We start from the raw sequence: 359 nt of genomic DNA, 5'->3' as shown, positions 1-359 counted from the left end.
CGTGACGCCAAATAGCAGGCTCAGGCTCCAGGCGGGAATAGAGACGAGTAACAGCGCACCTAGCCATGCGCCTGGTAGGCGAGCAATGATTGCCGGGGTTACTCTGCGCCAACTCAACTCGCCTTGATTTTTAATCAGGGTCAGCCTGGATACGACCAGAACCGACAAACTTGTACCGAGAATCAGTACCGGACCGGGCACATAGGCAGGGTTGATTAGAAAGAGTAGCGGTGCAGCCACCAGGCCAAAGCCGATGCCAAACCAGGTTTGCAATACAATACCGCAGGTCACAATCAGCAATGCCAGTAGTTCAGGCTGAGTATAGAGCATGCAGGAATAGGGTCCGTAATAGTGGATAG

At 53.2% G+C, this 359-nt stretch carries 1 protein-coding gene; it reads right to left on the bottom strand.

Translation table 11 applies throughout. The features are described 5' to 3' along the window. Window positions 1-330: TSUP family transporter (locus tag QWI17_RS00230; protein ID WP_302720495.1), on the bottom strand; the 330-nt coding region annotated here is incomplete at its 3' end. Window positions 331-359: the final 29 nt, after the last annotated feature.

Source organism: Gilvimarinus gilvus (genome assembly GCF_030518155.1).
GTDB classification, from domain to species: Bacteria; Pseudomonadota; Gammaproteobacteria; order Pseudomonadales; family Cellvibrionaceae; genus Gilvimarinus; species Gilvimarinus gilvus.
Note: the sequence above shows the minus strand (reverse complement) of the source record. Positions and strands in the feature narration are given on the sequence as shown.